General features: G+C 46.7%; 6 protein-coding genes. 4 read left to right on the forward strand and 2 right to left on the reverse strand.

All coding sequences use genetic code 11. From position 1 onward, the window contains the following. The first annotated feature begins 74 nt into the window (after positions 1-74). A complete protein-coding gene (gene creD, locus Q4Q57_RS20460) occupies positions 75-1,553 on the forward strand; it encodes a cell envelope integrity protein CreD (protein ID WP_311891877.1) in 1,479 nt (492 codons plus the stop codon). Positions 1,554-1,674: 121 nt separating this feature from the next. Next, on the forward strand, positions 1,675-2,457 hold the full coding sequence (locus Q4Q57_RS20465; protein ID WP_311891878.1) for a phosphatase PAP2 family protein: 783 nt from the start codon (positions 1,675-1,677) through the stop codon (positions 2,455-2,457). 53 nt (positions 2,458-2,510) lie between these two features. Here Q4Q57_RS20465 and Q4Q57_RS20470 read toward each other — a convergent pair whose 3' ends face one another. Further along, positions 2,511-3,236, reverse strand: a complete 726-nt coding sequence (locus Q4Q57_RS20470; protein ID WP_311891879.1) for a transporter substrate-binding domain-containing protein — start codon at positions 3,234-3,236, stop codon at positions 2,511-2,513. Between the two features lie 191 nt (positions 3,237-3,427). Here Q4Q57_RS20470 and Q4Q57_RS20475 point away from each other — a divergent pair, with 191 nt between their 5' ends. After that, a complete protein-coding gene (locus tag Q4Q57_RS20475) occupies positions 3,428-3,928 on the forward strand; it encodes an Lrp/AsnC family transcriptional regulator (protein WP_006083449.1) in 501 nt (166 codons plus the stop codon). A 368-nt stretch (positions 3,929-4,296) separates the two neighbouring features. Beyond that, complete coding sequence (locus Q4Q57_RS20480; protein WP_311891880.1) at positions 4,297-5,661, forward strand: sodium-dependent transporter; 1,365 nt, start codon at positions 4,297-4,299, stop codon at positions 5,659-5,661. Between the two features lie 86 nt (positions 5,662-5,747). Here the strand turns inward: Q4Q57_RS20480 and Q4Q57_RS20485 are convergent, their stop codons facing one another. Next, entirely contained in the window at positions 5,748-6,611 is an 864-nt protein-coding gene (locus Q4Q57_RS20485; RefSeq protein WP_311891881.1) for a TIM44-like domain-containing protein, read from the reverse strand. Between the last annotated feature and the right edge of the window lie 380 nt (positions 6,612-6,991).

Consider the following 6,991-nt stretch of genomic DNA (forward strand, 5'->3'; position numbering starts at 1 on the left):
GCCGTGATACCGAGCTAACTCAGCACAATCTTAGCGGTTAAGTCTCGGTCGTATTTCATAGGGAATGAAATCCAATGTTCAGTATTATTTTCTGGGTACTCACCCTACTTAGTTTGGCCTTATTTGGTGGCGCGGCCTATTTAGTGGTGCGCGCACTCCTCAAAAAATTTAATCAAAATCAAGGAATAGACATGGAATCGCCACAGGCACAGTCCTCACACAGCAAAGGGACACCACTCGCCAAAAACACCACCCTATTGAAAGCGTTAACCATAGGCATACTGTCGATCTTAGCTTTGATCCCATTAGGGATCATCATGGACATGACCTCAGATCGCGAAGCCCTGTACCACAGTGTTGTCGATGAAATTGGCCGTTCATGGGGCGAGCAACAAACGCTCTCAGGACCTGTGCTTGTCATTCCCTATAGCTATTTTGTGATGCAGGAAGAAGTCAGCGCCGATGGCAAAAATCGCCATCAAGTGAAGCGTACCTATCAAGATGAATTAGTCATACTGCCAAAAAAACTCAAGCTCGATTTAGATCTTAAGCATGACTTTCGTACTCGCGGGATTTATCAATCCTTAGTCTACAACGCTACTTTGCAAGGCAAGGCAGATTTCAGTTTAAGTCATTATGAAATCCCTAACCTCATTGCCTTTGACAATAAAAATGCGCGCCTCGCCTTTGGAGTTTCATCAAATCAAGCCATTGATAAAGTAGATAAACTTGAATTAACGGGTGATGCGGTCACGCTTTCAGGCTCACTGATGTCCGGCACAGGATTAGGCACCACTGGCGGCTTAGAAAAGGGCTTCAACCAAGGCGTACAAGTCGCCGAGGCGAGTGACTTTAGCGTGGACTTTGCGATGACACTGCGCGGTTCTCAGTCCATCAGCGCCCTGCCACTGGGTGAGCAAACCTTAATTAACATTCACGCCGACTGGCCACACCCCAGCTTTAAGGGATTGTTACCTGCAGAGCGGGATATTAACGCGCAGGGCTTTACTGCGAGTTGGAATATCAGTCACTTAACCCGTAACTATCCGCAGGAGTTCATTAAGAGTAATCAATCGAGTCTGACCGAAGTATCGGCCAATGCGATTTTATTCGAACCTGTGACTCACTATGGCAAGATTGAACGCTCAGTGAAATACGGCCTGCTGTTTATCGTACTGACTTTTATCATGTTGTTCATTTTTGAGCTTGGGCAAAAAACCAGTCTCAGCACGATTCAATATGTGTTAGTCGGCAGCGCCATGGCCTTGTTCTATTTGCTACTGCTGTCGCTGTCTGAGCATTTAGCCTTCTTGCATGCCTATTTAATTGCCGCCTGTATTCCCGTGTTGTCGGTATCCGCCTACGTGGGCAGTGCTACTGCAAGCATCAAGCGCGGTGCGATAGTAGGCATTATGCTGGTGAGTTTATATGCCGTGCTGTACTCGATACTGCAACTTGAAGATTACGCCCTGCTGATGGGCACAGGATTACTGTTAGTTGTCCTACTGATTTTGATGTTTGTCACAAGGCATCAACCCAAGAACACGGCGTAACAGCGCCCAACCGATCCGCCCTTGAAGACCCCGACAGCGCCACTTTTTGCTGTCGGGATTTTTTTATTGGCAAAGCCATTGCCGCGTTGTAGCCTATGGCGTTTATCAAGAGGCTTATATTTTGACCCATAGCGCCTATCTTTTCCGCCGTTTAGGCTTTGCTTGGTTATTGCTGGCAAGCATTCCTGGCTTACTGTTACTGACCCAGAATCAGCTGTTCCCACTGATCGATCTGCATTCTCACTTAGCCCGAACCTTATATTGGATTACCATGACGGGCACGGCGCCCTATGGCGTAGCCACTGTGTTGTTTGTGCTGGCTATCGCCTATCGTCTTATGCCTAAAGCTCTCTTTATGAATTTGTTTTTAGCCATAGGTCTCAGCCAAGTCATTAGCTTAAGTGTGAGCCATACGCTCAAATCCTATTTCAAAGAGCCCAGACCTAATCTGGTCTTTTTGGCTGAGCAAGCACTGCCTACGAACGAGCAGCTTTCACTCGATGCCTTTTATCAATTGGATAAACAAGGGCGCTCCAAGACAATATCCACTGCGCTCGATGGCTTAAAAGTGACGGAGCCTGAGATGAAGCTCGACTCGCGCATTCACCAGCATTGGGAAGATGAAATCGGCTACTCATTCCCTTCTGGGCATACCATTTTTGCTGTGACGCTGGTGCTCACCGCCAGTTACTATCTGCTGCTCGCAGGCTTACCTAGCGTTGCATTGGTATTATTGGGTTGGGGATTTTTGATGGGATTAAGCCGCATGCTGTTAGGGATGCACTGGCCACAAGATGTGTTGTTTTCGACCTTTTTAGCCGCCTTCATCAGCAGCTTGAGCGTATTCTTAGTCAGTAAAATACGCCCTCTCACGCAAGCGCTTGTGAAAATTCCTGAACGCTAACCTCTGTAGTTGATCATCTCGATTCAGCCTTTCGCTCAAATACTTAGGCCTTGCTAAGCACTGCCTAAGTATTTGACCACTAAGGTCTGATAAATCCCATTGGCCTTAATTTTTGCCAGCCCTTGATTAAAAGTATCCCGCGCCACTGAGTTGTGGAATACCATGCGATAGGATGTCGGCGGGAAAATAAAGTGATAGCTCAATGCTTGCTGGGTGTCGATATTGGGCTCAACAAACCGATTCAATTGAGTGAAGATATAACGGTCGGCAATCACAGTATTAATCCGGCCTAAGTACAACATACGATTTTGGCTTAATTGAGTATCAACTTCGCGATAAATCGTCTGTTGCGCTACGGCATTAAATTCAGCGCCGAGCAATAGTCGGGCATTCTCAAAGGCCGCAATACTGTAGTTTTTTAGATCGGCAATACTTTTTATTTCAAGGTGTTGCGTAGCCAAGCTAATCACCACATTGGTATAGTCGACATAATCATTGGACCAATAGCCATCGACACCATTTGCAGGGTTCATGGTCATTACGGCATCTAATCTGTCTTTGTTGAAATATAAAACTTGGCGCTTACGAGAGTAAAATTTAAAGTTAACTGACTGGCCCATTTCCTTAAAGGCGGCCTTAATAATATCAATCTCAAGTCCCGATTCGGCATCTTCGATAATATAGGGTGGGCGATTTAACGCACTACCAATGGTTATCGAGGCAGGAAATGCATACGTCGGTAAGATTAATAGGCAGATTAACAGCAAACTCAAGCGCATACAGTGTCTCACTCTTATTAGTATTATAACTATAGCGGTAAATGGTGGGAGATCCAGACAGCGCGCCCCTCACTCACAGTCAGTAAAGGTGATCACTCCCCCAACTTTTACAACCTGATTACTCAAGATTTTTGGCAAACTTGGCTAAGGCTGGCAAACTAGGGGCTGACCCAGCTAACCCTAAGCTTTCGATGACAGAAACTCACCCATACAAACTCGATCAACTCGATTTAACCATTTTGCGTTTACTGCAAACCCACGGCAGATTGTCCAACCTCGAACTGGCCAATAAAGTCGGCCTGTCGCCGTCCCCTTGCTCGCGCCGTGTTAAAGCCCTAGAAGAAGCGGGTTATATTGCCGATTATGCAACGCGTCTGTCGGCGGATAAATTCAACCTGCATTTGACCGCATATATCCATGTGCGGATGGAAAAACACACGCCAGCAATTCTTAATCAATTTGAAGCCAATGTACTGGCCTACGAAGAAGTCCAAGAATGCGCGCTGATCACAGGTTCTGAAGCCGACTACCAACTCAAAGTGTTAGTGCAAGATATGGCGCACTTTCGCACTTTCCTGTTAGATAAACTCACGACCAATGTGCATATCGCAGGTGTGCATTCCAGCTTTGTGTTGAAAAAGGTCAAAGACCACACGGCCATTCCCTTAAGCCATATCACCATTCAACCATAGGCTATGTAAAAGATACGGCGTTCAAACACAAAGTGCTGCGACATGACTCAGACTTATCCAGTCACAATCGTGGCTCAAGTAAAGTCATAGCATCAAAATACCCACTAAGCTCCTGCCATACGGTATTTTTTGACCATAAGATCACAATTCATTGCATTTTTATCATCGCAATTATTCGCTAAAGTGAGGTCGCGAGTCATCGCTACTCGCAATATAGTCTCGCATAAAGTCTGCTGACGAAACACAACACCAAAATATCAGTAAATTTGGAATACAAATTGCCGATTAACATCATTTTAACGCACTAAAATTGCGTTGAACTTCTTATTTATCCGCCTAAGATACGCCTTCTTTTTACGGGAGGCACAATGCAATCGGCCAATACAAGTTCGACTAACCACTTCAGCTCACGCTTAGGTTTTATCATGGCGGCAGCTGGTAGCGCCGTTGGTGTAGGTAACATCTGGGGATTCCCTACCCAAGCAGCCACCCATGGCGGCGGTGCCTTTTTACTGGTTTACCTAGTGCTGATTTTCATCCTAGGCATTCCCATGTTAATGGCCGAACTCATGATAGGTCGCCACGGACAGACCAACCCCGCCGATGCCATGGGCAAACTCGGCTTCAACACCCTAACTCGCAATTTAGGCAAGGCGATAGGTTTGATTTCCATCGTCACTGCGGGATTAATCTATACCTTCTACAGCATTCTTTCTGGCTGGTTTGTCAGCTACGCCATCGCCCCGATTGCCACGGCTTTGGGCTCGAACGATACCGCCGCTTGGTTAGTGGATTTCTCGCTATCGCGCAATCTGGTGTTCACGCTGATCTTTAGTACACTCGTGTTTCTGGTATTGCTGCAAGGCGTGCAAGAAGGCATAGAAAAATGGTCGAAACGCTTGATGCCGTTGTTGTTGATCATGCTGATCGCGGGCGTGGCGTATATCTTTACCCTTAATGGCGCGAGCGAAGGCATTACCGCACTATTAACGCCTAACTTTACCAAGGCACTGGCGCCAGATACCTTGATCAGTGCGCTCGGACAAACCTTCTTCTCACTCACCATAGGCACAGGTGCCATGATGGTTTATGGCAGCTATTTGAGCCAAAAAGAGAATATCGCCAAGCTGACCGTCTGGGTTGCCTTTACCGATAGCGGCATCGCCTTTCTCGCCGCCTTTTTAATCATCCCAGCCATGTATGTGGCCCAGCACAATGGCGTGCAGATTTTTAATGCTGAGGGCAAACTACTCGACTCAGATGCGCTGGTGTTTACTGTTTTACCCGCATTATTTTCGACCTTAGGTGACACGGCCAACCTCATCATTAGCGTGGTGTTTTTTATTCTGCTGATCATCGCCGGCCTGACTTCTGCCATTTCCATCGCCGAAGTCCCGACTAGCTATGTGATGCAAAAATTCAAACTCAGCCGCCAGCGCGCCACCTTGATCATCGGCCTATTACTGACCTCATTATCCCTATTGCTGGCGGTATTTTTTGAGACGCTATTTAGCTTCACTATTATGCTCACCACCCAAATCGCCCAGCCGCTGGTCGCCCTCGGCATTGCGATTTACTTAGGTTGGATTTGGCGCCAAACACAATTACTCAAGGCGATTCGTGGACAAGAGGGTGTCGATACCACAGGACTCTTCTGGCGCATTTGGCCAAGATACGTGAAGTATGTGTGCCCAGTACTGATTATCGCGATCGCCATCAGGCAATTTGTGTAACCCTTTAAAAAGCAAAAATCCCCGCTAAGTGCGGGGATTTTTATTTAGCTATTAACAGATTAAGGCTGCTTTTGAAGACGCGCAGATTACTGTTCGATACCAACGATCAACCAAGGTGAATTGGCTTGCGTTACGTTACGCTCTAAATGCCAGATTTCCTTAATGTCCTCTTCTACGCCTTCAACGGTATCACGATAGCGGCCGCTAAATTTAACGCTCACTTCCGCAAGATTGGCATTGTGTGTGGCGCGGACAAGTTCTGCATCCAAAAACATCACTTCTGTGTGCTGATCGCCAACTAACTCGCGGCGTTGGTTGCTAAGTTCATTGTAAAGATCAATCGAAACATACTCTTGGATTTTGCTTAAGTCGTTTTCATTCCACGCCAATTGCAAGGTTTTGTAGTGACTACGAGCACCTTCCAAAAAGCCGGGTAAATCAAAACCGGCTGGCAAATCAAAAGGAACTGCGCTTGTCGCTTGACCAAAACCATTGCTGCCGCTGTTTGTATTGATGGCAAAACCTGTTTGTTCAGTCTGTTGGCGCTGCATATTCGGATTGGGTTGGCCAGCTCCCGCGTAGGCTGGTCTTTGCTGCGCCCCCGCTTTTGAGGCCATTACAGTACGGACAATTTTGAATAGTACGAATGCCAGCAAACCGATTATCAAAATATCCATGATTTGAATATTTTCAAAACCACCGCCCATAAACAGCGCAGCCAATAAGCCACCCGCTAATAAACCGCCTAACATGCCGCCCATCATACCTTTCTTGCCCGGCGCGCTCGCTGGTGCCGTAGTCGGTGTGTTAGTCGCCGCTGGTTGAGCAGGCGCTGTTTGGTGACTCTTGCCAATAGACTTACTACCGCCGAACTTTTTCGCTTCTGCGACTGGACTAGCAACCAAGCTAACCGCAAAAAACATCGCAAACATAATTAATAACTTTTTCATTTATAAGATCTTTGTTTATATAACCTGTGGTGTCGGCATCATAGCGGGATGACATTATATGTCAACTATGAAAAGCGGGAGCTGATTGTCTTGTGCATATTTAGTGAGTTCCGATTAAGCACTGTCATTCCAGTGACACGCCATAAACTCATCCCTGAGGGCTCGACGGCGGCATATATGGACCCATCCGGTTTGCAAGACATTCGATAGCGATTTTGAGAAGAGTTCATTGCACCCATATATTCGGCCTGTTATTGAGGTATGCCTCTGGCCCTGATGGATATCTGCTTCTACTGTCCTTATCATCCTTGCGGCTTCGTAATGAGCCTATGCCTCCGTAAGGTTTTCAGTAGATCAGTCTGACTGTCTCATCATCAAAT

It is taken from the genome of Shewanella sp. SP2S2-6 (assembly GCF_031931965.1).
Classification (GTDB): Bacteria; Pseudomonadota; Gammaproteobacteria; order Enterobacterales; family Shewanellaceae; genus Shewanella; species Shewanella baltica.